The following is a 26,217-nucleotide window of genomic DNA, read 5'->3' as shown; positions in this document are numbered from 1 at the left end:
TCAATGGCAAACACCTGCGTTAGGCTAAGTAATTTATCCTCTACCCAACCTCGCCTGTGGTCAAAATTTTTCCCTGTGTTTTTATCTTCACCGCACAAAAAGGCACGACGAACACAACGTGAAATACAGTGATAATAAGGTGTATCAGCTAAGCTAATAAGTTGTTTTCTTGGGGTTGTCATGGAATCCTTCCCACTTACAGTTTATTTATTAACCTTAGTAGAGAAATCTGTGTTGTTCAAATTTAAGCGAGTGCCCGCTTAATTTCTTTAAAAAATTTGAGCGACTGTCCTAATTAATTTTTTAAACGCCTTGTTATATTGCTCTTATCAAAAGTGCTATTTAGGTAGATTACCTTCTACTAAATTTTGCTAATATTTCTTCATCAGTTTCTTCTTGCTCGATCTCTGATGAATAGAAAAAACTAATTGATTGATCATCGCAAAATAGTAAATAAAGATCAGGCCTAAGCAATCTTGTTTTATTATCATTAAACGGTGATCTATTTCCACTTCTACGGACATCATAGCAGAACCGTCTATTGGGGTTCTCACTGTCACTTGAGGATAAATCGTTAACCATTGGATCTTTTAACCAATCAGGTTTATTTAAAGTAATTTGGGTGGGTATAAACCTAGCAAAGTTTTCAGTGAATTGTGTCAATATATCACCAAGATTGGGTGCATATTCTATACCAAAAAACTCTCTAAATTCTTTTACGTCTTCAGTTCTGATAATAAACCCGTTCACATTCACAGGAATGGTTATATTTATACTCGCATCGCACCTTCTCATTATTTTAGTTTTCATGAGAGCAAATTTAGGTTTCTTTTCATTACCCAGATACAACTTAGCTAAAACTATATAGTTAAAATTATTGTATTGAAATGGAAAAGCATCAATAACCCAACCATTATCCTCCATATCTTTTTTAAGATGCCGAAAGTTTTCAAAAACACTCATATTATTTTCCATTCTAGATTAAAATTTACCTACTACTGTAAAACTATTTCAAAAAATTTATTAAATTTTCATCAGCTTAGTAAAATCACATAGTCTCACAGCGAGGCAAACGCGAACATATAGCAATATAACGCCAAGTTAAGCCGTGCAATGCGTGGAGTTTTTTTGTGCAATAATTCGCGAAGCGAAGCACAAAAAAAACGGAACGTATTGCGTCGGACTTAAACGCCTTGTTAGATGACATATTAATTAAGTGCCACCTAAATTTAAATTGATATTTTCTATACTCACAAATTTTGTGACAGCATGGAAAACTTGATGAAACAGATTGTACTAAATTTTTCGATGAATGACGAAACACTTTGTTAAGTAAGGCTTCGATGCATAATTGACAACTTATGCCGGAACTTAAAACCAAAAAATAATAATCAAAATCCCAGAAATACAATGAAAATTAATAATTGTGAGACATCTAACAGCTTTATTATGATGCAACATACCTTCTTTCTACAAGAGGATATCAATCGTCCATAATTTTATAATATATTCACATTACTCGATTGTTATCAGCAAATCAATTAGTTAAAAACATACCATTTGACTGGTTGACGTGTGAAAGGAGGCATTTTTCCTTCTTTCTTGTAGAAAGGAGAAACCACAAAAAGTTGTATTTATATACAGCTACATTTAAGCAGCTATAAAATCAAAGTAATTGACCAATATTACTTTGAAAAAAATCCAAGAAAATGCGGGTTTTCATCGCAACATTTCTACTTTGATACAGCACGCTTAAACGTTGCGCCGTCGGTTTTTTAGTTAGTGATAAACGTTGTAGCTGCTCTTTTTGAGACGAAGACTGTAAAACATAATCAGCAAGCTTACACAAACCAAGATTTTTCTGAGTCGCCTGTAAACGCATTTCAGGGCTAGAGAGCGTAATACGGTTCTGACCATAAACGGCTTGTAATTTATTATTATCACGAAAAAACCATGGCTGGCCATCCTCCGATAGAATACAGGGGTATTGAGATAAATCTTCTGGTGTTTTAATGTTGCGCGTATCAAATTCTGATGACGCATAAATAGATTGAGGAAAACTTAATAGTTCTTTTCCTATCCAATTAGATGCTGGTAATGTCTGCTCGTGCAACACAAAACATAAGTCGTAATGATGATCAAATTCAGGCATTGCTGCTGAGTAATGTTGACAGTTCAAGGCAATTTTTGGATATAACTGCACAAAATCTACAATCAAGGTACTGATCACTTTATTGAAGAATTCTAACGGTAATAGAATATTCAAATTACCTTGTGGCTGGTCTATCAATGAGCCAATTTTCTCTTCCACTTTGCTCAACGCATCAATGTGGTTTTTACAAGCACAATAAAGTAAGCGCCCGCTTTCTGTTAACGTTTGGTTACGTGTAGTACGTATCAATAACTCACTACCTAACTTATCTTCTAACTGCGCTAGCCGCCTACTTAATGTTGATTTAGGCATGTTGAGTTTTTTGGCGCCCGCGGTAAAAGTCCCAGCTTCTACTAATACAACAAAAAGTAATAGATCATCTAAATTCGTTATCATTAAACATCACTGTTTCATTTATGGAACAATAGTTCTCATTAAACACGGCTAATCAAGTTAATACAACTTGAATATACTTCGGTTTGTATATTTATTTGGAAACCTATTTGTAAACTTAAGGAATAAAAAATGACTGTTCAAACACAATTAAATACCGTTAAAGCCATCACTGCAGAAGAATATGAGACAGAGGTACTGCAATTTGAAGGAGATGTTCTGGTTGATTTTTACGCCCAGTGGTGTGGGCCGTGTAAAATGATTGCGCCTGTAGTAGAGCAAATAGCACAAGAGAACGAAAGCCTTAAAGTAGTTAAAATTGACGCAGATAATAGTCAAGAGCTAATGGTAAAATATGGTATTAGAGGTCTTCCAACACTGCTGTTATTAAAAAATGGTGAACCAATTGCAACCAATGTTGGGGCTTCATCGGTCAGTAAAATTAGAGCTTTCGTTAATCAATAAGCTCGTACTAGCTAAGTAAATACCAACTAAGTTAAGATCGACCTAGCAAGCAAGGTTTTATCTGACTTAGGTTGGTACCTTTTCCCCTATTTTATTCTGTTGTCATTTCATTGATAAAAGCATTTTATTGATCTAATTCAAGCAAATTAAAAACTATTTCATTACAATACCTCCATAATACCCGAGTAAATTACTCAAGAATTTTACAAGGTAACAATGATGCAAATTACCGACCTAGAAAAAGATCAAAAAATCACACCACTACTACGTTTAGGCTTCCGGCCATTTTTTCTTAGTGGTGCTATTTTCAGTATGGTGGCGGTCATACTTTGGTTATTAATGTATAAGGGCACAATCACTTTATCACCTTTGGGTGGTGGTTATTGGTGGCATATTCATGAAATGATTTTTGGTTTTGGCTGTGCAATTATTGCAGGATTCTTACTGACCGCTGTACAAAATTGGACTGGAGCGCGTGGTGCTCAAGGTAGCACATTACTGATGTTGTTCTTAATTTGGCTTACGGGCCGTATTGCCCTGCTGTTTCCTGACATATTTGGCCATTCATTAACAACGATTCTTGATTTAAGCTTTCTGCCTGCCGTTGCTTTTGTTTTAGCAAAACCACTGATAGCGATTAAACAATATCGCAATTTATTTTTTGTTCCTTTATTACTATTGTTTTCTATTGCCAATTTAGAAATGCATTTAGCGATTTATTATCCTGACACCTTTACCATCAATTATTCAGCCTACGCAGGCGTGATGCTAGTCACTTTTTTAATGTCTGTAATGGCGGGGCGCGTTACGCCTATGTTTACTGCTAACGGAACGAATACCCCTAAAGCAACCCCTTTACCATGGTTAGATCTGCTCACTAATGGTAGCTTAGGTATCGCCATGTTGTATTTGTTATTAGAGCCTGTTATCGGCTTTGCTGATTTAAGTTTTGGCGTGTTATTAATTATTGCTGGGGGCTTTCAAACAATGCGCTGGTTAAGATGGAAGCCTTGGTTAACGCTTGAAGTCCCCCTATTATGGTCTTTACATATCTCAATTAAATTTATTGCTTATGGGTTAATCATTTTAGGCGCTAGTTACTTAACGACTGAAATACCAAGTAATCATATTTGGCATTTGCTCACTATTGGCGGCATGGGTGGTTTAATTTTAGCTATGATATCAAGGGTGTCACTAGGTCATACCGGTCGCCCATTATCTCCTCCAAAAGCAATGACATTGGCTTATATATTCATTACACTGGCTGCACTAATGCGTGCTATTGGTCCCTGGATTGCGCCTGAAAAAACGCTATTATTTATCGATATTAGTGGATCTTTTTGGCTATTAGCATTTGGAGTATTTGTAATAACTTATGCGCCTATGTTAATGCGCGCTAGAAAAGATGGTCGCCCTGGATAAAGCAACGTAGCCTTATTAATGCTAAGTGGCGAAAAACTGCTAACATGCAAGATGACAATAAAGACAATAGGAAATAATTCAATTTGAAAGCCGTTTTTTTAGATAGTAAAACTTTTAGCGCAAACATATCTTTTGCGACAATAGAGCAAGCAGTTACTAGCCTTACTTGCTACCCAACAACGACAACAGAGCAGATACTTGAACGCTGTATAGATGCTGAAATTATTATCACTAACAAAGTAGTTTTTACCGCTGAAATGTTAGCGCAACTACCACAGTTGAAGTTAATTTGTATCGCTGCTACCGGGTATAACAATATTGATATCGACGCGGCAAACCAACACAATATTGCTGTTACCAATGTTAGTGGGTATGCTGGTAATTCTATTGCGCAATATGTCTTTGCTCAAATACTTGAGTATTATCAACAAACATCACACCATAATAACAATACCGCTCAGGGGCATTGGCAAAAAAGTGATACTTTTTGCTATCATGGCAATGCAATTACCGAGCTTTCAGGTAAAACCTTAGCCGTTATTGGCTACGGATGTTTAGGAAAAACGGTGGTCGATCTTGCGACGGCCTTTAATATGCAGGTATTAATTAGTGAACGCCCAGGTAGTACGACAGTGCGCCAAGGCAGAGTTAGCTTTGACCAAGCGATAGCACAAGCAGATATTATCAGCTTACATTGCCCGCAAACCAAAGACACAACCAACTTAATTAATAAAAACGTTTTAGCTAAGATGAAGCCTAACGCATTGTTAATTAATACCGCACGTGGTCCATTAGTCAATAGCATTGATTTACTGGCTGCATTAAAATCTAAACAAATAGCTTACGCTGTGCTTGATGTATTAGAGCAAGAGCCACCACCGGCTGATCATCCATTACTCATCGCCTTACAAGAAAACAGTGTCGATAATTTAAAAATTACGGCGCATATTGCTTGGGCAAGTAATGAATCGCAGCAACGGTTAATTGATTTGCTTAGCGAGAATATTGCCGCCTTTAAACAAGGTAAAAAGTTGAGTCGCCTCGACAGCCTTTAATTGGCCTAACATTAACTAAGCCAAAATTAAGTAGGCTAAGATCAATTAGCCTAGCATCGACGGCCGACAATTAATTAACCTAGAAATAGTTGTCTTTAATCATACCGTAATGAAAATATCCCCATTGCCCTACTCTGCGTAATGGGGCAAAGGGAAATTTAGGTAATGCTGTGTTGTACAAAGGCAGGTTTGGTAATGTTTTTCCTACCACTTTCTCGGCTAAACGTTTACCTGCTTGTACCGAAAATGACACACCGCTGCCACAATAGCCCATGGCATAAAAAATATTTTCATCCTTAGTACCTTTGTCACCTTGGTAAATATGCGGTAAATCATCAAGTGCCATACAAATCCAACCTGACCAAGCATAGTCAATATTCAATGCAGTAAGCGCTGGAAAACTGGTTTTTAACACCGATAACAATCGTTTAGCATAATAAGGATCATCAGCGCTTTTACCTGTAATAGCACCTCTTCCGCCAAATAAAATACGGTTATCAGGTAGTTTTCGGTAATAGTACTTTAGTGCGCGTGTATCCATCACCACATTACTCGTTAAAAAGTTACACGCCGCTAATTGCTCGGCCGATAACGGCTCAGTCACTATAATCTGTGACAATACAGGTAAGGTTCTATTCGTTATTAAAGGATGAAACCCTTTAGGTGTATATCCATTAGTGGCAATAACTACTTTTTTAGCTTTAACAGTGCCTTGCGGCGTAGTAAGCACAATATCCTGTCCAGCTTGATGCTTGGATTTACTTTGTGCAAACTGTACTGGTGTTGACGTATGTACTTTTACGCCCGCTTGACGTGCTAATTTTTGATAACCCCACGCTAATTTAAGCGGATTTAACCCAAAACCATCTTGATAGCGAATAGCGCCATAGGCATTTTCATCAGCCATAAAATTCTGATGTAATTCATTTTTTGAGAGTACTTGTACATCATAATTAAACATTTTTTTCTGCAATGTCGCCTGTGTTTGCAGTGACTTAAACATATTCGGATTATGAGCAACTTTAATATAACCGGCCTCTTGTTGGTCGCAATCAATCCCTTCGCCAATTAAGCTATTAACGGTTTCTACACCTGCGCACATTTCTTGATAGATACCACGCATAACTTCCTCACCCCATTGCTTTTGCATTGTAGTGTAAGGTTTTCTGCCAGATGATTTTAAAATAAAGCCAGCATTTCTACCGCTACATCCCCACGCTGTTTGATTCGCTTCAAATATATGTGCCTGAACACCATGTTCGCGCGCCAAATGTAGCGCACAAGAAAGTCCGGTATAACCCGCTCCTATTATGGCAATGTCAATTGTAATATCTTTGGTAAGCGGTCCGTCATCTTCAGGTTTATTCTCGCTATGCCCTCCAGAAACATCTGCCCAATAACTATTAGGATAATGAATACCACAACCAGGTGAATCATCTAACATGGGATCGTACATCTTTCATTCTCTCAATTACTGAAATTTACTAGCTGTCTCATAGACAGTCATTGTTTATCACTCTAATCTGACTAGGTGAATTAACTCTTACTCTATATGAGCATTAAGCATGAATACACTTTATATTATAGTGAGATGATTTTGTTATTTTTTATTTATTTGCGGTATGATCGCTATACTCACCAAAGCAAGTGTGAGCTTATTGATAAACCTTAATGCGGAGTTTTTATAAATATTATGCCACATGTTAGTTACGAAAAATTAACACCACAATACTTCAAACAGGTTATTCATTTAGCTAATGAAGTACATGGTGATGGCTACCTCAATGAAGAAAGCATCGCCGACTGGGCTTCACGTGGCATAAGTAAAAGTGAAAACTGTTGTTATGTCGCATTATGGAATTCAGATGCAAGCCCTGACAAAACAGAGCTCGATAAAAAACTTATTGGTTTTCGGATTACTTTTGCGCCAGAGCATTGGAATATAGATCAATGGTATAGCCCAGAGTTATGGCAAGTACCTAAAGAGCAATGCTGTTACTTCAAGTGTAATACTGTAGATGAAGCATATCGTGGTTTAGGTATAGGAAAAGCATTATTACAACTCTCTATTCAAACCGCTAAAAAGCAAGGCGCTCAAGCTGGAATATCACACCTTTGGAAACAGAGCCCTAATAATAGCGCTGTCGCTTACTTTACGCATTGCGGTGGGGAATTAGTTAAATCTCACCCAGATAAATGGAACGAAGACAGTAAGCAGGGATATAACTGTACTTTGTGTGGGTATGACTGCCATTGTGAAGCTGCGGAAATGATTATTTATTTTAAATAACGCCATTCCAACCTGCTAAATCAATTTACGTTGAGCACTATATCTGCTGAAAGGATTTGAACTTGTCGCAACTCTTCGACAGAAAGCGCGCCATAAAATCTAGGATAACTCCAACCATAACCCCATCGAAAACTTGTTGGTAAATAAGGTGTACCACCCACCCTGACACCCGCTAACATCAGTGCAGCAATAGTAGGCTCGCCTACTTGTGTTACACACATTTTTAAACGGTTATCCGATGCTAATCGTTGTTGATAGGTGCCTCCTTGCCAATAATCAAAATCATGTCGTTGGCAACAGGTTAACCACAATTTCTTTTGTGCAAAAGTACCGTCAGGAAATGCACTACAGCCATCACTTGTAAAAGGCTTTAACGTGTCAGCGAATACAACAGATCCAAAGATCCCAAACGTAAGTACAATGAAAATACGTATCAACATGCTAACGCACACTTTTCATTAATGCTGCTAACCTTACAATTTTGATATTAGATAATTGGCGATAATCAAAATAAGGACAAACAATAACACTTTCTTGCTGGTTAATCGCAAACTCCTCATCAAGCCAAGTCAGTGGTGCCGTTAATAGTTGTGAGTTAACTAATGACTTAGCATAGGTTTTTCCCATAATAATATGGATAACTTTTTCGTGTGAAAAGGCTGTTTGGTTATGACTCGATAAAATCGGTGCATTGAATAATAATGCGGTATTGGAATGGGCTTGTAATAAAAAGCTGTCCCTATACTCTTGCCATGTAGGGGCTAATTTTTTGAAAGAAAAAAGTTCTGTATCTAAGCTATAGAGTAGCTTTGCGTAAACATTAAAAACCTTACGCCAGCCGTTACCGCAATGTTGCACTATATTAGCAATATCACCTGAGCTAAGCGTGGTTAATTGATTTAATTCTTGATATTGCTCCATTGGTGGCTGATTACCAATATATACCGCTATGCTACAACACTTATCCCCAAAACCAACATTTTGAGCAACGTTAAGCATTTAAGCACCAATCTATTGGAGCGACACCTTGCGCTACCAACCAATTATTTGCTTTGGAAAAAGGCTGACTGCCAAAAAAACCGCGATAAGCGGATAGCGGTGATGGATGAGGACCATTTAATATAAGGTGTTTTGCGTTATCAATATTGCGCCCTTTCTTTTGTGCGTGAGCGCCCCAAAGAATAAAAACACAGCCCTTATTGTGTCGATTAATTTGTTCAATTATTTTGTCGGTAAAAGCTTCCCAGCCTAACTTAGCATGTGAATGCGCCATGCCTTGCTGTACTGTCAGCACAGTGTTTAATAATAAAACACCTTGTTCGGCCCAAGCGGTTAAATTACCGTGTTTCGGCGTAACAAAACCTTCAATATCGGTAGTTAATTCTTTGTATATATTCACTAATGAAGGTGGGACTTTGACGCCAGACTGAACAGAAAAAGCTAAACCATGAGCTTGAGGAATGTCATCAGGCATGCCTTGTTTTAAGGCCGCTTTTCCTGAAACACCATGATAGGGATCTTGGCCTAACACAACCACTTTTACATCTGCTAAGTCTGCAAACTCAAATGCTCTGAAAACATCTTTTTCTTCAGGAAAAATAGTAATTCCCTGCGCTCTTTGATAAGTAATTTCAGCCTGTAGCTGGCAATAGTAATCTTGCAATTGTTCATGCTTAATTATCTGCTGCCAGTGAGGTTTGATCATAATAAACGCTTATTTCTGTGTGTTACTTTAAAAGATAAGCACGTAAGTCTGCAAAGTCGGTACTCATATCTTGCGATAAGATTGGCTCGCCTGCACAGTCTGCTAGCTCTTTTGGTAACCCTAAAGGCTGACCTAAAATACTTTCAACCACATCTTTAAATTTAGCAGGGTGAGCAGTTCCTAAGAAAACGCCAAACTCACCTTCTTCAGCACTATGCTTTAATGCTTTATAAGCAACAGCTGCATGTGGTTCGCTAATATAACCTAACTTACCTAAACCAATAACTGTAGATTGTGTTTGCTCTTCGTCAATTGAAACTGATGTTACACAGCCATCTTCAACAATACCTGACTTAAGCATGTGTTCTACACGCGGCCAGTTATTAGGATTACTCACATCCATTGCGTTAGAAATAGTAGCAACCGTGGTATTAGGGGTCCACTCACCTGTTTCTAAATAACGTGGCACAGTATCGTTTAAGTTAGTTGCGGCAATAAAACGCTTAATTGGTAAACCCATTGCTTTAGCAAACAAACCAGCAGTTAAGTTACCAAAGTTACCGCTTGGAATAGAAAAAACAATATTTTCTAAATCGCTTTTAGCACGAGAAAGTTGAGCAACAGCTTCAAAGTAATAACAAATTTGCGCTAATAAACGGCTAATATTGATTGAATTAGCAGAGTTCAAACCAATAGTATTAGCTAGCTCTTTATCGTCAAAAGATTTTTTAACTAATGCTTGGCAGTCATCGAAATCACCATCAACCATCAATGTTTCAATGTTACCACCTAAGGTAGTAAACATTTTTTCTTGAAGCAGTGAAATTTTACCTTTAGGGTACATAATTACTACACGGATATTATCAATACCATGAAAAGCATGAGCAACAGCAGCACCAGTATCACCAGAAGTAGCTGTTAATATTGTTAACGGCTTCGTTTCACCTGTCGCTTTAGCATCTTTGGCAACAAATGCTTGTAAACATTTCGCCATAAAACGGGCACCAAAATCTTTAAATGCTAATGTTGGTCCATGAAATAATTCGAGAATAGCACGATCGTTACTAATAGGTTGTAACACAGCAGGAAAATTGAAAGCATCTGTAACAATTTGGGTTAATTCAGCTTCGCTAAGGTCATCTTCGACAAAAGGATGTAAAATCTTAACGCTACGCTCAACAAGTGGCAGTGCTAATAATTCATCGATATTGTCAAATTTAGGCATAGTTTCAGGAAAAAACAGCCCCTGATTTTTACCTAAACCTTGCTTAACTGCTTGAGCAAAACTTACTTGCTCGTCATTTTCTTTTAAGTTATAAAATTTCACTGTTTTATCCTACTAATTCTTAAATATGTTTAGCGACTTATAGCCATGCTATTAAACTTCTACTGCACCCGCTTCATCTACTTTGCAAACATGTACAAAGCCTAGTGCTGTTTGTAAATAATTTTCTTTAAGCCATAACGCATAACGTTGTGCTTGTTGTTCGTTATCACATATACAAAATAATGTGGGGCCCGAACCAGAAATACCAACCGCGTGAGCGCCTTCAGCCATTAAATAATCATGGGCTTGTTGATATTTCGGTAATAAATTAACTCTATAGGGTTCAGCAACAACATCCGTTAATACTGAAAATGCTTGCGCTTTGTCTTGTCGATGACACGCATCAACAAACGTTGCTAAATTTTGACCATAGCTTATCACATCAGCACGACTATAACTTGTCGGTAATACATCACGAGCCGCTTTAGTTGACACCTCAATACCAGGATAAGCCATAACATAATAGCAATCATTGAAACCAGGTAAAACTCGGCTAATAACTTCGCTATCTGGCACCATTAACTGTAGACCACCTAAGTAACAAGGTGCGACATTATCATAATGTAAACTACCGCTAATTTGCGCTTCCATTTGCCCGGTCATTTTCAATACAGTTTTTTCGTCAAAGCTGAAATTATGGTGTTTACTGTAAAAAGTATTTAAGCCGGCAAGTGCTGCTACTACCGAACAAGCACTAGAGCCTAACCCACTACCTACAGGCATTTTTTTGTCTAAGGTCATTTTAACAGTAACAACGGTTTGCCCTTGGGCAACCAATGCTTGATTAAACAATTGCAAACATGACCAAACAATATTATTTTCTTTTTCTTTAGGTAATTTATCAGCAAAAGCACCAACGACGACTAAACTGTCTTCCGTTGCGCTTTCTACAGTGACAACATCACCAAGTAAAGTGCCATCAACAGGTTTAACAGCTACGCCTAATACGTCAAACCCGACACTAAGATTGCCAATAGAAGCTGGAGCGAAAACAGAGGTACTCACTGATGAAGAAGATAAAGTAGACATTAGTGTTGTTGCTCCCACGCTAGTGTTCTTAATATATCACCAAAAACACCAGCCGCTGTTACTGCAGCGCCAGCGCCATAACCACGTAAAACAAATGGTAGTGGTTGATAATAACGGCTATGTATTGCCAATGCATTTTCGCCATCTTTAATACTATAAAGTGGATGGCTAGCATCTACCGCTTCAATAGAAACCTGACATTTCCCATCAACAATATTACCAATATAACGTAACACTTTTCCTTCGGCTTTTGCGGCTTCACAACGAGCATTCACAGCAGCGTCTAGTTTTGATAAGTTATTCATAAAAGTATCAACATCACCACTATCATCAAAATCACTTGGTAATACTGATTCAATGTTAATATCAGAAAGTTCAAGCTGCATGCCAGATTCACGCGCCATAATTAATAATTTACGCGCAACATCCATTCCACTTAAATCGTCACGAGGATCAGGCTCAGTAAAACCATTTGTTTTAGCAATAGCCGTTGCTTCTGATAAAGACATACCTTCATCAAGCTTGCCAAAAATATAAGATAACGAACCTGATAATATACCTTCAAAACGTAATAATTCATCGCCTGCTTTAATCAAGCTTTGTAAGGTATCGATTACTGGTAAACCTGCACCTACCGTTGTTTCATATAAGAATCGACGATTAGTTGCTTGTGCGGTACTACGTAATTGTTGATAGTATTCCCATGAATCAGTATTGGCTTTTTTGTTTGGTGTCACAACATGAAAACCTTCCGCCAAGTAATCTACATAGCTCATAGCCAATGCTTCATTAGATGTTGAGTCAACTAAAACAGGGTTAATTAAGTGGTTATCACTAACAAAAGTTTTTAAGTTTTTAGCATTAACTTCAACGGCATTTTTATTTTCAATGCCTTGCGCCATCGCTTCTTGCCAGTTATCTAAATCAATACCTTCTTTTGCAAAGACCATACCTTTTGAATTGGCGATACCATAAACAGTTAAGGCGATATTTTGTTTTTTCAAGCTTTCTTGTTGGCGTGAAATTTGTGCAATTAACTCACTACCTACGACACCACAACCAACTAAGAACACATCAATTGCTGGTTTATGTGAAAAGAAGTTTTGATGACTAACTTTCATAGCAGCAGTACATTTTCTTTCTTCTATTACTACCGAAATACTACGCTCTGAAGAATCCTGAGCAATAGCAACGACGTTAACGCGTGCTTGTGCTAATGAACTAAAGAATTTAGCGGCAACACCACGTTGATGATGCATCCCATCACCCACTAGCGACACAATAGATAATTGACCTTTTAGGGCAATCGGCTCAAGTAAGCCATTAAGCAATTCAAGTTCAAATTCTTCTTTTAAGCTTTCTTCAGCTTGTTGAGCATCCGCTGAATGAATACAGAAACTAATACAATATTCGCTTGATGATTGGCTAATTAATACTAACGAAATGTTTTCTCTACTCATGGTAGCAAATACGCGACTTGCCATGCCTACCATACCCTTCATACCTGGTCCTGAAACATTAACCATAGTTAAATCATCAAGATTAGATATCGCTTTAACGCGCTTTTGCTGATCATTTTCATTTGAAATGAGTGTACCCGGTGCCGCTGGATTACTGGTATTCTTGATTAAACAAGGGATGTGATATTGAGCGATTGGACCAATTGTTTTCGGATGTAACACGCTTGCACCAAAATAAGATAACTCCATTGCTTCTTGATAAGACAAGTAATCAAGAAGTTTAGCTTCTTTAATCATACGAGGATCAGCATTATAAACACCGTCAACATCTGTCCAAATTTCACAGCATTCTGCTTGTAAACATACTGCTAAAACGGCTGCAGAATAATCAGAGCCATTACGTCCTAGTGTAGTAACTTGATCTTCTTTATTATCTTTGCCGAGACAAATACCAATGAAACCTGGCATTAATGAGATCTGATTCAATTTTTCATATTCTATTGAAAACTTCTCTTTAGAAAGCACTAAGTCAGCCACAGCATTTAATGACGATTCATTAGTACAAAGGAATTTTTCAGGTGAAAGTAACGAAACTTGTAAACCTTGAGATTGTAAAACTGAATCAAGAATGGCAACACTTAATCGCTCGCCTGTACTAATAATTCGAGCACGGATATGATCAGGGCAATAAGTAAGCATTGTAGCGCCTTGCATATAACGCTGTAGCTGATGCTCATAATTAGCTAATGCCTGTTCACAATGATGTGAATTAAAGTTACTTAAACTTGCAGACAAGTCTTCAATAATGGTGGTAATAGCACGTTTGAAATGTCCTAAATCGGTGATTAACTTTGCTTCATCAGTAATATTTTCAGCCATAGCTACCAAATGATTAGTAACACCTTGGGGTGCTGAAACAACGATAGCAACTTTGGTCAATTGGCTTTTGTCTTTGATGATATCAGCAACTTGACGAAAACGCTCAGCTGATGCCAACGATGAGCCACCAAATTTAAGTACACGCATTATTTTTTCCCTTTCTTGAAAGCAAAAAACTCGTAACCTTTGCAGGTTACGAGCTTCGATAAAATTATTTTTTTTACACGTCAGCCTGCAACCATCATCCTATTCGGGTGGTGGTGGTTATAATAATAATAATTTGGCTAAAGGTAATATTCATGGGTCATAAAATGCCTGATTTACTTAATAGTGTCAACATTTATTGACCAATTAGAAAGAGAATAAAAAGTTATAGTATATGCATATATATTAAAAAAAAGTTATATGTGGTTAATTGATCAACTATATTGTCACTTAAGTAATCTTCAAGGATAGCTATATATTCATTGATATTAATAAATGTTCAAGTACAGCGTGATTTTTATGCACCTAGCGTTACTTGCATATTCATAGTTTATTAATTACAAGAGCAACCAATAAAATGATAGGAAAAACATTAGACAATAGGCGCTATCGCTAACTGGGTCGATGAGAATTTATGCAAACGTTAACTCGATACAGGAGACTGCCAATACAACGCTGACTGATGCGTTTTTACCCATTGTTGCGCTTCAATATAATCGGGAAAGTGTTTGGCCACTAATTGCCAGAAGTACTTTGAATGATTTAAATAACGCAAGTGACACAATTCATGCACAATAACATAATCAATAACTTGCCTAGGTAGCATCATTAATAAATAGTTAAAGCTCAGCTCACCTTTATTATTACAGCTTCCCCAACGAGCACGATATTGTCTTATTTTTATTGAGGTATAGTTTAACTTGGTTAATTTTGCGTAATACTCTACTCTCGGTAAGATAATATTTTGAGCTTGCTGTTTAAAATAGCATTCTAGTTGTTTTTTAACGGCAATAGCCAAGCTTAATTCATCGAGTTGTTTACGTTGAATACGTGTTGGTAATTTAACAGTAAGGGTTTGTTGTTCGCTCGTGGTTTCGGTAAGTACAACATTACTTTTTGGATCTAATTTTTCAGCTGTATCAGCAAATATAATATTGAGTGTAACCAGTTGACCAAATACAAATAGCTTTGAGCCCTGAGTAAAATCACAACAAAGATCAGCACTTTGATTTTGCTCGGTAATTTTAGCTTTCAACCATGCGCTTTTTTTCTGAATAAAGAGGCTAATAAACTTTTCATCAACATGATGAGGGGCACGAACATAAACCAGCCCCTGTTTTACCTGCAGCGAAAGTGTTTTACGATGACTGCGTAAAACTTGATAATCAATCATGATAATCTTTGATTTTGCGTTACAAAATCAATTCTCTTTAGTTAATTTAGCTGACTTAGTCGCTGCTTTTGCTGGTTTTGCTTCAACTGTTTTTTCGGCCACCTTTTCGGGAGTTTTATCAGCGGCTTTCTTAGGTGCTTTTTTGGTAGGAGCTTTACTTGCAGGTTTCTTCGCAAGTAAAGCAACTAGCACTTCTTCGCGATGTTGAGCTAAATAAATACTCAGTTCTTCGCTAACACTGTCACTTAATTCTATTGGTGATTGCGCAAATACATCAGCCAAGTTATCAGCCATATCCAACATTTTGTCATATTCATCTGCTGATTTCTTATCCATAAATGTTTTTGCCTCCACCCCGTGTCTAATGACGACGAATCGACTTTCAACTGCCATTATTCTTCCTTAGTCATGTTATACCAATTTTTACTAGCTATATGATCATTTCTACTTGCTAAGATCACCAACGACATCGTTATTTATTTAATAATTATAACCACTAGTTATTAAAATAAATGCCTTCTATTTGTTGGCAATTTTTTTACCTATAAAATTGCTCACTTAATTAATAAAATTGGTATTAAAAGAGAGCTCAATAAAAATAAAATTTTTATTGTTAATAAACTAACAATATCACAACAAATAACAAGCTGTATATAAAAACAGTTATTGGGTTATCATTTACTAGTAAATATTTAAAGTTTACTTCATGGTATAAGGTGATATTAATCAGAAAATAACTTTTCAAACCAAGATCGTTCATCTACTTTTTCTTTCAAGCAACCATCTTTTACTGTTATTCCAGCCGATATTGCAGGGTAAGCTTTAGTATTATCGCACTGATCTGACACTGCATGCCCTGTTTTTTCCTCAAATAAGGTTGTCGCTATGGCCTCAGGTTTAATGCGCGTTTTATTCACAACGCCTTGCTTTTTAAGAAAGTCAGAAAATAATACCAAAGCTCCACTACTTCCGGTTAAGCCAGTTGGTTTATTATCATCTTTACCTAACCACGTAGTAACTAAATGCTGGTCATCATATCCAACAAACCAGCTATCACGTAAATCATTACTGGTACCTGTTTTTCCCGCTAGCTCATTATTTTTTAATCGCCAAGTCAGTGATCTGGCGGTGCCTGTTTTAGTAACCTGCGTTAAAGCATAATCCATTAAATAAGCAGCATTCGTTGAAATAACTTGAGCATTACTCGCTTGATATTGCCATAGGGTTTCCCCCTTGTTGGACGTAATGATGTTAATTGTATGCGCCTGTTCAGCATAGCCTTGATTAGCCAGCGATAAATACAACTGATTAATCTGTAAAGGTGACATGTTAATCGCCCCCAGTAGCATTGACGGTCTCATAACAATATCTTCGTCAAAACCAAATAAATGAATCGCTTTGGCCACATTATCTAACCCTAAAGCCATACCTAAATTGACAGTAGGAATATTAAGCGAATTGACTAAACCATCAATTAACGGTACTTGATGACGATACTTGCCATCATAGTTTTTAGGTTGCCACGCAGCTTCGGCTTGGCTCCCTTGCTTACTAGTTGTATCTACGCCATTTGTTAAGGTTATAGGTTCATCTGCCAATAAAGTAGCAAAATTAAATTGTTCATAACGCTCTAAAGCCGCTAAATAAATAGCCGGTTTGATTAATGATCCTATAGGACGTTTCGCATTTATTGCCCGATTAAAACCTGCGTAACCAGCTTTTCTATCGCCAACTAATGCCCTAATTTCAGCACTGTTAATATCGGTCACAATCATTGCAGCTTGTAAATCAGTTTGCTTATATTTTTGTTCGAGTGCCGTTAACTGACTGGTAACCGTTTGTTCTAGAAATTGCTGTGATAAGTGAGAAAACCCCGTAAATACGCGAATACCATTTTTTTGCTGAACAGAGGGTAACAATTGATTTAACTCTTGCTGTACTACTTGTAAATAAGCGGGGTACTCTTGCGCTTTGAAGCGTCTATTTTTACGTATTGATAACGGCGAACTAACCCTTTGTTTAAACTCTTCGACCGTAAGAAAGTTTTCTTCAAACATAAGTCTCAAAACCAAGTCTCGACGTTCTTTTGCTCTAACAGGGTTTCGCCATGGATCGTAATAACTTGGCCCTTTCACTTGTGCAACTAACAAGGCTATTTGTGCACTATTTAATTCTTCAAGTGTTGTGCCAAAATAGAATTTAGCTGCTAAGCCAAACCCATAAATACCATTCGCATAATGTTGACCTAAATAAACCTCATTAATATAGGCTTCAAGTAATTGATCTTTGCTATAGCGCACTTCAATAATGATAGCCATTATTGCTTCTTTCACTTTACGCGTCAGGGTACGTTCTTGCGTTAAAAACATATTTTTAACTAGCTGCTGAGTTAGCGTGCTCCCGCCTTGAACAGTTCGCCCTGCAATAATATTATTATAAAGCGCACGTAAGATACCTAAAGGAGAAATACCTTGGTGATGATAAAACTCACGGTCTTCAATCAGTAATAATGTATCTAATAATAACGTAGGAGTATTTTCTAAAGCCGTTAAGATACGATCTTCTTTGTTATTAGGGACTAATCGAGCGAGTAATATGGGCTCTACCTGTAATGAAGTTACGGGAACATCATCAATAAAAAGCTGACTTATTTTCCCCGCGGAAACATCAATTGTTAGTTGAATGGCATCAGTCGTAGTAACGGTATGTGTTTGTGGAAAAACAAACGGACGACGGTAGATAATAATTCGATGGGCTGATTGAGCATACTGTCCTGAAGCAGTAACAGTTCTTACTTTTTTATAGCCATTTAATTTTAACGATTGTGCTAAATGGTTAAGGTTGAGTCGCTCACCAATTACCAACGATTCAATTTTACCATAGACTTGTGCAGGTACTTGCCAACGTTGCCCTTCAAACGTTTGCTGCACTTTTGCATCAAGGTAAATAGTAAAAATAGCCAGCGTAAAAAAAAGCGCAATTGCAAGTTTTACACCTATAACAGTAATGCGACGCAACCATGCTCTTTGAGGTTTACTAACATTTTTACCCTGCTTTGATTTAACAGTATTTTCTGCTTTATTACTTTTCTTCTTTGTTGTCATTTAGGTATAAAATCCTAGCATTGATGAGTATATGATATTTACCATTTATTAAATCATTAAGTGTTAAAATGTCGTCGTTATCTTAATGTTATACCTTAGTAAATTCTATAGAATCACCAGTATCCGCATTAATAACAAATGCTTCTATTTTTTGATTTTTGTCACTTATTTTAAGCAAACCTATACCGCTACCATTATACAAACTCATGTTCGAGTCATCACTGAATTTACGTACTTTAATTTTCATGCGCCTACGTTTCGTAAACCAATTAAGCGGTGAATATGTGGCATATAAAAAGCGATTAAGTTTTTCCAGTGTATTTAATAAAGTAGAAGGAAATTGATTTTTAATACCACTACAGGTTACTTGTAATATTTTTGAATGGTTTCGTATAAATCTATGTGTAACTTCATAAACAAAAGAATAGTGAACATCGCCCGATAAGATAATAAAGTTTGGCGGTGTTTTGTAATGCCGAAAAATATTTAGCATAACATTCGCTGTACCTGGGTGCGCCATCCAATTTTCAGCATCAACCAGTAAAGGTTTACCAAAAAAAGTAAATATACGCTGTATGGTTTCAATTAATTTTACTCCATATATTGGTGCAGGGGAAACAACAATAACATCAGTTTCATTTATTAATTCTTGTTGTAATTCAGATAACGATTCCCAATCCATTAAACCTGAGGGTTTTCCTGCATTACTTTCAGAGCGCCAGCGTCTTGTGCGGGTATCTAACACCACTACTTTAGGTGAAGTGGCCAAAGTATAATGCCATTCTTCCCAAGAAAATAACTTATTAATTAATGACGTATGCTCTTCTATGCCGACGTCAGTAAAGTGCTTTGGAATATCCTCATTCAGTGCGGTAAATTTGTCAGGCGCATTTCCCCACCCTTGGCACAACCAATAACCAATTAATGCATTACCTAAAATATGCTTAGAAAAACTATTGTTATAGGCCGCTTCCTCCCAACCTCGCGTTAAATTCCAGTCATCTGTGACATCGTGATCATCAAAAATCATATAACTCGGTAAATGTGCCATCGCACGTCTAACCTTTGTTAATCCCGATGAAAAATCATTAATAACAATCAGCTCATCTTGATATTTTTGCTGAAATGAAAGAGGAATATTCGTCTGTTTTTCTAAGGATAAATCAACAACGCCCCATAACTCTGGCGACCAAACTAACAAATACATTGCCATGACTTCAGCAAACGTCACTAAATGATTTTTGGCATTATCAGATGTGAATATAGGTTGCTTATTAAGCGAGAGATATTTATTAATACCGCCTCGATTAACGCGTTCGTGAGGTAATATTTTTTCTCTCTGATAATAACAAAATGGGCTATCTAACAGTTGTTGATTATTATGTATATGAGGAGAGTTCGAAGACTCATTACGCCATGATTCATCGAATAAACCAAGTAATGTTATCACTTGATGAATAGCAACCAGCATAGGTCCTGACACATCATCAGCATAGACTTGATCACCTGACATCATTAACATTGAAGGCCGTTGTTCAGCTGAAAAATCACTTCCTTTTAATAAGTTATCAACTTGGCATAACGCATCACTACTTTTAAAGTGAGGTTTTCGACAAGAGCCATGCAGTATTTTATTAATATTTTTCTTAATAACAAAGCTAGGTAGACTTTGGTTTGGGTAAATCAGATCGGGTAATAACTCAACTAAGCTATATTCTGCAACGCTATCTTTAAAGCAAAAATCATATGCTAATAATTCATTTTCAGGTAAACCGTCAGCTACCTTGATTGAAATAAGATTGATAAATGCCTGTTTACCAACTTGAATTTGTTGTAGTTCTGCAGAATCTAAATGCTTATCAAAAATTACGTTATGATCTTTAGCCATCACTATTTTACAAGCAATACTATATTTTTGTGTTGTTACCAACCAAAAGTTAACTTGGTCAACATCACAATGACGGACAACAGGGCCAGCAACAATTGATGATAATGGTGTTTGAGTGCTAATAAGAGACCTCGAAAAAGTAAAGTATTAATAGTATGTTAAAGATCTAAGCAAATGATATATCTCTATTTAACTACAATTATTATTCATATTCAAAATGCTAATTGATACTTTTTATTTCATACGGCTTATTTTGGCTTAATAGAACGGCCTGCTTTTTCAGAAAAAGGGTCAATAGGCCATCGATGTCGAGGGTATTTAGCGCGCATATCTTTAGCAACTTCAACATAAGACCCGCCCCAAAAGTTAGCTAAATCACTGGTTATTTGTATTGGCCTTCTAGCAGGTGATAACAGTTCAAAACGCAGTGCAACGCTATTACCTGCCAACATGGGAGATGCAAGCTCACCAAATAACTCTTGCAGTACAACAGCAACGGTAGGCTCTGAGTTTTTATCATACAAGATGGACACTTTTTTATTGCTCGGTGTGGTATAGGTTATTGGTGCTTCTTGCTCAAGTATTTTTGATTCTTCATAAGTTAATAATGAAGATAAGAGCGGCAGTATTTTCACCTGTTTTAATTCCGATATTTTTTTAATATTGGTAATGTAAGGCAACAACCAATTTTCGGCACTTTCCATAATTAACGCTTCTGATAGCACAGGAAAACCCTCCATCTTACTACCAAGCCATTCGACTCTTTTTAACCAATCTTCACACTCCTGAGTCCAGTGCAATATACTTTTAGCATCAGTTTTTATCAGAGATTGAATACTGTCTAATATAAACTCTGCGGGGACATCATTACTTCTTGTTTCCTCAATAATTAAACTGCCATATTTTTTCAGTCTTCTTGCATATACTCGGCTATTATTGGCTGCTAATTCATAGTCTATTTTTTCTGAAATTTGGTGAGAAAACTTGTCAACTAAAAGATGTTTATTAAAAGTAATAGCACTAAAAACACGGCCTTCTTTGGTTTGAGCATCACAGTCATTAACCACTAAATATTCATTATTAATAAGCGGATCTTCTTCTGCCAGATAAACGCCCTTACCATTCGCTAATTGATATTTATGGCTATTAGCTGAACGCCTTTTCGCTAACCTTTCTGGAAACGCTAACAACAATAAATAGGCGGCGATATCAGGCATACCTGAGATGTCTACTTTACTTTTCTTATGTTGTATCAATGACTGCAGTGTCCGAACATCTCTAACGACCGTTTTCAGCGTATTTCTATTAACATAAGCTTTATTAATATTGTCTGTATCACTCTCAATCAAAACTTGTAATCGCATCAATAAATCGGCACTACCGCCACCCTGTAATATATCTCGCTCTGACAAAAGAGCAGCAAGATTACACGCAATTTCGCGCTCTTGCTTGTCATTGGCAGCCAACATCATCTTGGCTAACCTTGGATGAATTGGTAGCCCACTTGCTTTTTTACCAAGTGCAGTGATCTTTCCTAAAGTGTCTAACATTCCTAGTTTTACGAGTAAATCTTGAGTTGAATCATAATGGGCTTTTGGCGGGGGCGTTAACCAATTGATTTCTGCATAACTTGCATGGCCAGCACTAGCAAGCTCTAACACTGCATCAGCTAAATCTGCATTTAAGATCTCTTCTTCTTGATAGTCTTTCAACGATCTGTGTTCGGATTCACTCCACAATCTTAAGCACTTGCCTTGAGACAACCTACCGGCACGGCCTTTGCGTTGCTCAGCTGAGGCTTTTGATATCGTTGTTGTTGTTAGCTTTGACATACCACTTGAAGGATTGAAAATAAGTGTCTTTTCAAGTCCTGAGTCAATAACACAGGTAATCCCTTCAATGGTTAAACTCGTTTCTGCAATGTTGGTGGTAAAAATAACCTTTCGAGTGCCTTGGGGTGCTAATGCAATCGCCCTTTCCTGCTCTTCTAATGGCAATGCACCATATAAGGCAATAAGTTTAAGGTTTTGATGGGCTGAAAATACGGTTGTTGCCTGTGAAATACACCTTTTGATATCCGCAACTCCGGGTAGGAATACCAAAATATCACCTTCATCTTGAATAACATTAGATATCGCTTTACAGACATTTGATGCTAATTGTCTGTTGTCAGTTTTCTGATGAGAAACACTAACAGGATAAGCCCTCCCTTTACACAACATTACAGGGGCATCATCAAGGTACTTTGATACTAAATTAGTGTCTAGTGTTGCTGACATCACTAACAAACGGAGATCTTCGCGGATCACTTGTTGAATTTCGAGCGAAAGCATAAGTGACAAATCAGTATTAATAGAGCGCTCATGAAATTCATCAAAGATGATCAGCCCAACACCGTCTAATTCAGGATTTGACTGAAGCCTTCTCGTTAACACGCCTTCGGTTAGAATTTCAAGCCGAGTTGCTGCAGATATTTTCTTATCATTTTTGACTTGGTAACCAACCGTTTCCCCAACTTTTTCACCTAGGCATTTAGCTAAGTAATTAGCAATTGATCTTGCCGCCATTCGTCTAGGCTCTAGCATAATAATGCGCTGACCATGTAAGAAGTCAGCATTTAATAACTCAAGCGGCACAACCGTAGATTTACCAGCGCCAGGCTCGGCTTGTAATACGACATTAGGGTTGTTTTTTAGCTCACGCAGTAGGCCAGCTAATATGTTATGAATTGGAAGGCTAATTTTTTAATACTCTATTTTATTAATAAGGACAAATTTAAAAGATCAACATAAATTATTTTATAAGTATGAAGTAATAATGTTAACGGTGCGATGATAAAATTGTCTAGATGAATAGAGATTTTATTGCTTTTGTACCAAATAAAATTAAGCCCTGGCAATAACATTCATTACCAGGGCTTCTATGTTTTTCGTCGCTAATCTCTTAACGACGTTAGCTTATATTGCGTCTGTTTCGGCAAATATTTATCAACCCTTTAGTTGAACCATCTTCGTGCAAAGGTATATCCACATTCGACAACTTACTAAATATCTCATTTCCAAGGGCTTTCCCTAATTCGACCCCCCATTGATCAAATGAGTTTATTTGCCAAATAACACCTTGCACAAACACTTTATGTTCATACAATGCAATCAGGCTACCTAACGCTTTAGGGGTTAATTTAGGCATAAGTAAAGTATTGCTAGGTTTGTTACCTTTCATCACTTTATGAGATGACAAGTAACTGATTTCATCAGTGCTACATTTTGCTTTTGTCATTGCGGCAATAACTTGCTCTTCTGTTTGACCTTCCATTAACGCTTGGCTTTGCCCTAAACAGTTAGCGATTAACATATCGTGATGATCAGAAATATCTACATGTGGGTTAAGCGGCAAAATAAAATCTACTGGTATAGGGGTTTTACTTTGATGTATCAATTGATGAAATGAATGTTGTCCATTCGTGCCTTCACTTCCCCAAATAATCGGGCCAGTATCGTAGTTAGTTTCTTTATTATCTAAATTGACCGATTTACCATTACTTTCCATATCAAGCTGTTGTATGTAAGCTGGCAACCCGCGTAAATAATGGTAATACGGTAATAATACTTGCGATTGTGCACCATGAAAATTTCGATACCAAATGCCCAATAACGCCATAATGACAGGCATATTTTCTTCAAATGGTGCTTTTCTAAAATGTTCATCCATTTCAAATGCACCATTTAAAAACTCTAAATAGTTGTCAAAACCAATACCAATGGCAAGTGGTAAGCCAATGGCTGACCAAATTGAGTATCGTCCACCAACCCAATCCCACATTGGAAAAATATTTTTTTCACTGATACCAAAACGTTTAGCAGCTTCAACATTGGCTGATACACAAGCAAAGTTATGTTGAATGTCACTAATGTCAGCTTTTTCTAAAAACCATTCTTTAGCTGTTTCAGTGTTTCTTAACGTTTCTTGCGTAGTTAAGGTTTTTGATGAGGTAATTATCAAGGTTGTTTCTGGATCTAATCCTGACAACACATCATGAATATGGCAACCATCGACATTGGCGACGTAATGTACATTTAAGTGTTTTTGACGATAAGGCTTTAGTGCCTCAGACATAATTTTAGGGCCTAAAAATGAGCCGCCAATCCCAATTGCGACTATATCTTTAAATGCCTTGCCGCTATAACCTTTGGTAACACCTGAAGAAACATCATCCACAAAACTTTTTATTTTGTCTAAAGTGCTTTTTACTAATGGCATTACATTTTCACCATCAACATGCACGGGTTCATCAGAAAAATTACGTAGCGCTGTATGTAACACCGGACGATTTTCCGTGGTATTAATTGGCTCACCTGAAAACATTTGTTCTATTTTTTCTTTAACACCACATTGATTAGCCAACTCAACAAGTAACGCTTTAGTCTCTGGTACTAAGTGATTTTTTGAATAATCTAAAGTTAATCCAGAGGCTGATATTGTAAATTTATCAAATCGCTCAGGATCCATACGAAACAATGATTTTAAATGAATTGATTTACTGTCTAAATAGTGAATTTGTAAGTTTTGCCATGCCAGTGAATTAGTTAACATGTTTAATAAGCCTTTATAATAAAATTTAAGTTTGTTTCAATAATTGAATCTGACATCACCAGCTAGCTCAGTCATCATCATTAATTTCGCATAACGCTAGTAAATATTGTAGATTTTACGCAATACTCAATAAGCGTTCAGCCGTATATTCATTGGTGATTAAACCATTAATTAGTTTAGATCTAAGCGCACCTAATATTGCTAATACCTTTTCTTCCCCCGCTGCAATAGCATACACAGGTTTCTCTGGATTTACTTTCAAAGGAGTACTGGCAACTCGTTGATTAACAGTGCAATCAATCAAATTACCGTCAACATCTAAAACCCAACTAATTAACTCTCCTACCGCGCCTTTCGTTTGTAACTCTTCAAGCTCTTCAGGACTAACAAAACCGTCTATATGCAGCGGTGAGTTAATGGCTAAATTACCTACCCCAATAAAAGTAACATCAGCTTGTGACGCTAATTTTAAATTATTCGCAATATAGCGCTGCGCATGCAATTGCTCTTTTTCTTCTTTGCTACTTGGAAGTACAGGTAAAGGCATAGGGTAATGCTTGGCATTAATATGTTCAGCCATACGCATCACAACATCATAGGATGAAGCCGAACCATCTAAAGCCATATTTCCCAATAAAGCAACTATTTGATGCTGCTCACAGTTCAATAACGTCAATTCTTCTACACAAGCGCGTAAAACTCGTCCTGTTCCCATCGCAATTACTTTCGGCTCTGGTGACTTTAAATGAAATTCTATTTCTTTAGCGCCAGCTTGAGCAAGCCCTAATGTAGAATTAGGCGCACTATTATCACTGGGCACAACAATGCAAGAGGTTAATCCAAAACGACTTTTAAGCTGGAGTTGCAGGTCCATACATTTCGCTATTGGATGCTCTAACCTGACTTTAATCAAGCCTTCGCTGACGGATAATGCCACCATTCGCTGCGCTGATTGACGCGATATATTGAGTTTTTTAGCTATTTCTTCTTGCGTATTACCTGCAACGTAATATAACCAACCGGCTTTAGCAGCATCGTCTAACTTTCTTATTTCTGACTTAGATCGCTTTAACACGT

Annotated in this window: 20 protein-coding genes and 1 pseudogene; 4 read left to right on the top strand and 17 right to left on the bottom strand. The window is 37.0% G+C overall.

Annotated features, from left to right (window positions below; all coding sequences use genetic code 11):
- The 3 genes and pseudogenes from Q4496_RS15160 to Q4496_RS15150 all read right to left on the bottom strand — a co-directional run.
- Positions 1–182, bottom strand: a pseudogene (locus Q4496_RS15160) (transposase); the annotation flags it as partial.
- A gap of 169 nt (positions 183–351) precedes the next feature.
- Complete coding sequence (locus Q4496_RS15155) at positions 352–963, bottom strand: DUF6037 family protein (RefSeq protein ID WP_303610770.1); 612 nt, start codon at positions 961–963, stop codon at positions 352–354.
- Between the two features lie 703 nt (positions 964–1,666).
- Complete coding sequence (locus Q4496_RS15150; RefSeq protein ID WP_159817288.1) at positions 1,667–2,548, bottom strand: LysR family transcriptional regulator; 882 nt, start codon at positions 2,546–2,548, stop codon at positions 1,667–1,669.
- 129 nt (positions 2,549–2,677) lie between these two features.
- Here Q4496_RS15150 and trxA point away from each other — a divergent pair, with 129 nt between their 5' ends.
- The 3 genes from trxA to Q4496_RS15135 all read left to right on the top strand — a co-directional run bounded on the left by trxA (position 2,678) and on the right by Q4496_RS15135 (position 5,487).
- Positions 2,678–3,010 carry a thioredoxin gene (trxA, locus tag Q4496_RS15145; RefSeq protein ID WP_303610769.1) on the top strand — a complete coding sequence of 111 codons (333 nt, stop codon included), beginning with the start codon at positions 2,678–2,680 and terminating at the stop codon, positions 3,008–3,010.
- 219 nt (positions 3,011–3,229) lie between these two features.
- On the top strand, positions 3,230–4,432 hold the full coding sequence (locus Q4496_RS15140; protein ID WP_303610768.1) for an NnrS family protein: 1,203 nt from the start codon (positions 3,230–3,232) through the stop codon (positions 4,430–4,432).
- Positions 4,433–4,515: 83 nt separating this feature from the next.
- Positions 4,516–5,487: a D-2-hydroxyacid dehydrogenase gene (locus Q4496_RS15135; RefSeq protein ID WP_303610767.1), complete on the top strand. Its 972-nt coding sequence runs from the start codon at positions 4,516–4,518 to the stop codon at positions 5,485–5,487.
- Between the two features lie 79 nt (positions 5,488–5,566).
- Here Q4496_RS15135 and Q4496_RS15130 read toward each other — a convergent pair whose 3' ends face one another.
- A complete protein-coding gene (locus tag Q4496_RS15130; RefSeq protein ID WP_303610766.1) occupies positions 5,567–6,943 on the bottom strand; it encodes an FAD-binding oxidoreductase in 1,377 nt (458 codons plus the stop codon).
- A gap of 237 nt (positions 6,944–7,180) precedes the next feature.
- On the opposite strand from Q4496_RS15130, the gene Q4496_RS15125 reads away from it, so the two are divergent.
- The gene (locus Q4496_RS15125) at positions 7,181–7,777 is read left to right on the top strand and encodes a GNAT family N-acetyltransferase (RefSeq protein WP_303610765.1); all 597 of its coding nucleotides are present in this window, start codon (positions 7,181–7,183) and stop codon (positions 7,775–7,777) included.
- Between the two features lie 20 nt (positions 7,778–7,797).
- Here Q4496_RS15125 and Q4496_RS15120 read toward each other — a convergent pair whose 3' ends face one another.
- From Q4496_RS15120 to Q4496_RS15060, 13 genes are all read right to left on the bottom strand, one after another.
- Positions 7,798–8,217, bottom strand: coding sequence for a phospholipase (locus Q4496_RS15120; protein WP_215974180.1), 420 nt, complete (start codon positions 8,215–8,217; stop codon positions 7,798–7,800).
- Position 8,218: 1 nt separating this feature from the next.
- On the bottom strand, positions 8,219–8,776 hold the full coding sequence (locus Q4496_RS15115) for a hypothetical protein (RefSeq protein ID WP_215974179.1): 558 nt from the start codon (positions 8,774–8,776) through the stop codon (positions 8,219–8,221).
- Positions 8,769–9,482, bottom strand: a complete 714-nt coding sequence (gene ung, locus Q4496_RS15110; RefSeq protein ID WP_215974178.1) for a uracil-DNA glycosylase — start codon at positions 9,480–9,482, stop codon at positions 8,769–8,771. The genes Q4496_RS15115 and ung overlap by 8 nt, the downstream gene beginning before the upstream one ends.
- 22 nt (positions 9,483–9,504) lie before the next feature.
- On the bottom strand, positions 9,505–10,809 hold the full coding sequence (gene thrC / locus Q4496_RS15105) for a threonine synthase (protein ID WP_215974177.1): 1,305 nt from the start codon (positions 10,807–10,809) through the stop codon (positions 9,505–9,507).
- A gap of 51 nt (positions 10,810–10,860) precedes the next feature.
- Positions 10,861–11,838: a homoserine kinase gene (gene thrB / locus Q4496_RS15100; protein WP_303610764.1), complete on the bottom strand. Its 978-nt coding sequence runs from the start codon at positions 11,836–11,838 to the stop codon at positions 10,861–10,863.
- On the bottom strand, positions 11,838–14,324 hold the full coding sequence (thrA, locus tag Q4496_RS15095) for a bifunctional aspartate kinase/homoserine dehydrogenase I (RefSeq protein WP_215974175.1): 2,487 nt from the start codon (positions 14,322–14,324) through the stop codon (positions 11,838–11,840). The genes thrB and thrA overlap by 1 nt, the downstream gene beginning before the upstream one ends.
- A gap of 481 nt (positions 14,325–14,805) precedes the next feature.
- On the bottom strand, positions 14,806–15,555 hold the full coding sequence (locus tag Q4496_RS15090) for a M48 family metallopeptidase (RefSeq protein WP_303610763.1): 750 nt from the start codon (positions 15,553–15,555) through the stop codon (positions 14,806–14,808).
- Between the two features lie 27 nt (positions 15,556–15,582).
- Entirely contained in the window at positions 15,583–15,948 is a 366-nt protein-coding gene (locus Q4496_RS15085; protein WP_215974173.1) for a YebG family protein, read from the bottom strand.
- Positions 15,949–16,277: 329 nt separating this feature from the next.
- Complete coding sequence (mrcB, locus tag Q4496_RS15080) at positions 16,278–18,659, bottom strand: penicillin-binding protein 1B (protein WP_303601772.1); 2,382 nt, start codon at positions 18,657–18,659, stop codon at positions 16,278–16,280.
- Between the two features lie 88 nt (positions 18,660–18,747).
- On the bottom strand, positions 18,748–20,547 hold the full coding sequence (locus Q4496_RS15075; RefSeq protein ID WP_303610762.1) for an alkaline phosphatase family protein: 1,800 nt from the start codon (positions 20,545–20,547) through the stop codon (positions 18,748–18,750).
- A gap of 248 nt (positions 20,548–20,795) precedes the next feature.
- Positions 20,796–23,276 (bottom strand): ATP-dependent helicase HrpB, encoded by a 2,481-nt coding sequence (hrpB, locus tag Q4496_RS15070; protein ID WP_303610771.1) that lies wholly within the window; start codon positions 23,274–23,276, stop codon positions 20,796–20,798.
- A gap of 223 nt (positions 23,277–23,499) precedes the next feature.
- A complete protein-coding gene (gene pgi, locus Q4496_RS15065; RefSeq protein WP_215974171.1) occupies positions 23,500–25,140 on the bottom strand; it encodes a glucose-6-phosphate isomerase in 1,641 nt (546 codons plus the stop codon).
- A 115-nt stretch (positions 25,141–25,255) separates the two neighbouring features.
- Positions 25,256–26,215, bottom strand: coding sequence for a sugar-binding transcriptional regulator (locus Q4496_RS15060; RefSeq protein WP_215974170.1), 960 nt, complete (start codon positions 26,213–26,215; stop codon positions 25,256–25,258).
- Positions 26,216–26,217: the final 2 nt, after the last annotated feature.

Source organism: Colwellia sp. 5_MG-2023 (assembly GCF_030547795.1).
GTDB lineage: Bacteria > Pseudomonadota > Gammaproteobacteria > Enterobacterales > Alteromonadaceae > Colwellia.
Note: the sequence above shows the minus strand (reverse complement) of the source record. Positions and strands in the feature narration are given on the sequence as shown.

Coding starts and splice junctions, on each gene's coding strand:
- Q4496_RS15155 (WP_303610770.1), bottom strand. CDS start 963: ATGAGTGTTTTTGAAAACTTTCGGCATCTTAAAAAAGATATGGAGGAT.
- Q4496_RS15150 (WP_159817288.1), bottom strand. CDS start 2,548: ATGATAACGAATTTAGATGATCTATTACTTTTTGTTGTATTAGTAGAA.
- trxA (WP_303610769.1), top strand. CDS start 2,678: ATGACTGTTCAAACACAATTAAATACCGTTAAAGCCATCACTGCAGAA.
- Q4496_RS15140 (WP_303610768.1), top strand. CDS start 3,230: ATGCAAATTACCGACCTAGAAAAAGATCAAAAAATCACACCACTACTA.
- Q4496_RS15130 (WP_303610766.1), bottom strand. CDS start 6,943: ATGTACGATCCCATGTTAGATGATTCACCTGGTTGTGGTATTCATTAT.
- Q4496_RS15125 (WP_303610765.1), top strand. CDS start 7,181: ATGCCACATGTTAGTTACGAAAAATTAACACCACAATACTTCAAACAG.
- Q4496_RS15120 (WP_215974180.1), bottom strand. CDS start 8,217: ATGTTGATACGTATTTTCATTGTACTTACGTTTGGGATCTTTGGATCT.
- Q4496_RS15115 (WP_215974179.1), bottom strand. CDS start 8,776: ATGCTTAACGTTGCTCAAAATGTTGGTTTTGGGGATAAGTGTTGTAGC.
- ung (WP_215974178.1), bottom strand. CDS start 9,482: ATGATCAAACCTCACTGGCAGCAGATAATTAAGCATGAACAATTGCAA.
- thrB (WP_303610764.1), bottom strand. CDS start 11,838: ATGTCTACTTTATCTTCTTCATCAGTGAGTACCTCTGTTTTCGCTCCA.
- thrA (WP_215974175.1), bottom strand. CDS start 14,324: ATGCGTGTACTTAAATTTGGTGGCTCATCGTTGGCATCAGCTGAGCGT.
- Q4496_RS15090 (WP_303610763.1), bottom strand. CDS start 15,555: ATGATTGATTATCAAGTTTTACGCAGTCATCGTAAAACACTTTCGCTG.
- Q4496_RS15085 (WP_215974173.1), bottom strand. CDS start 15,948: ATGGCAGTTGAAAGTCGATTCGTCGTCATTAGACACGGGGTGGAGGCA.
- mrcB (WP_303601772.1), bottom strand. CDS start 18,659: ATGACAACAAAGAAGAAAAGTAATAAAGCAGAAAATACTGTTAAATCA.
- Q4496_RS15075 (WP_303610762.1), bottom strand. CDS start 20,547: ATGGCTAAAGATCATAACGTAATTTTTGATAAGCATTTAGATTCTGCA.
- pgi (WP_215974171.1), bottom strand. CDS start 25,140: ATGTTAACTAATTCACTGGCATGGCAAAACTTACAAATTCACTATTTA.